This is a genomic window from Phocaeicola sp. RTP21198st1_B8_RTP21198_201120, assembly GCF_040929485.1.
GTDB classification, from domain to species: domain Bacteria; phylum Bacteroidota; class Bacteroidia; order Bacteroidales; family Bacteroidaceae; genus Phocaeicola; species Phocaeicola dorei.
Genome location: NZ_JBCOCI010000359.1, coordinates 1 through 1,105 on the forward strand (window position 1 = coordinate 1; position 1,105 = coordinate 1,105).

Consider the following 1,105-nt stretch of genomic DNA (forward strand, 5'->3'; position numbering starts at 1 on the left):
CGCAAACAGAAGTGTTTCAGATGTTGTATAAATCACTTCCCGTTGGTGGGGTGGACGGAACTTTGAAATTCCGGATGAAAGGTACTCCTGCTTTTCGGAATGTTTATGCCAAAACAGGCTCGTTTACGGCAATAAATGCGCTTGCAGGCTATCTGAAGATGAAGAACGGACATGAAGTGGCATTTGCCATTATGAACCAGAATGTACTTTCGGCGGCTAAAGCGAGAGCATTTCAGGATAAGGTGTGTGAGGTGATTATTGGGAAATAGGCTGATATGAATACATTAGCCCGTACAACCAAAGTGGAATTCCGTTGTTGAATCCGATTTCTATGTTGTCAAGAGGCAGGTACTATTTTCCATGGAGGGCTCTTTATTGATTCTTCTACAAAAGGACAATTGTATTCTCTAATAAGCAAAAATCGTAGGATTTTGTTTACCAGAGAATACAATTATACTTGTTTTGAATCGAATACTGTAAATTCTATACTCTATATTATATTTACTTTGAGTATTCAGCCCAATTAGTATTCTTCATATCGCCACTCTTAGCCAACTCTGCGTGCATACCAAGTGCAGCCTGAATAGCGTGTGGGGTCTGTGCCCGGTTACCGGCCAGTTTGAGGTAATCCCAAAGAAGCTGTTTGTAGTCAGGATGTGCACAGTTTTCGATGATGGCTTGTGCGCGTTCTTTCGGGCTCTTGCCACGAAGATCGGCAACACCTTGCTCGGTGATAACGATGTTGACATCGTGCTCCGTGTGGTCGTGGTGGGATACCATCGGTACGATCGCGCTGATCTTCCCTTCTTTGGCCACAGACGGACAAGTGAAGATAGAGATGTAAGCGTTGCGGGTAAAGTCTCCCGAACCACCGATACCGTTCATCATTTTTGTTCCGCCGATATGGGTAGAGTTTACGTTGCCGTACAGGTCAACTTCGATGGCTGTATTGATAGAAATGATACCGAGGCGGCGTACTATTTCCGGGCTGTTTGAGATTTCCGACGGACGGAGAACCAGTTTGTCGCGGAAGAAATCCATATCGTTGTAGATGCCTTCCAGACAGTCATTTGTAACAGTCAGTGAACAGGCGCTACCGAATTTC

Annotated in this window: 2 protein-coding genes; one reads left to right on the plus strand and one right to left on the minus strand. The window is 44.8% G+C overall.

Annotation, left to right across the window (positions count from 1 at the left end; all coding sequences use genetic code 11):
* On the plus strand, positions 1 to 269 hold a 269-nt coding region (locus tag AB5935_RS26280), incomplete at its 5' end, for a D-alanyl-D-alanine carboxypeptidase (protein ID WP_368327902.1).
* A 232-nt stretch (positions 270 to 501) separates the two neighbouring features.
* On the opposite strand, the gene AB5935_RS26285 is transcribed toward AB5935_RS26280, so the two are convergent.
* The coding region (locus tag AB5935_RS26285) for an acetyl-CoA hydrolase/transferase C-terminal domain-containing protein (protein ID WP_368327903.1) at positions 502 to 1,105 on the minus strand (604 nt) is incomplete at its 5' end.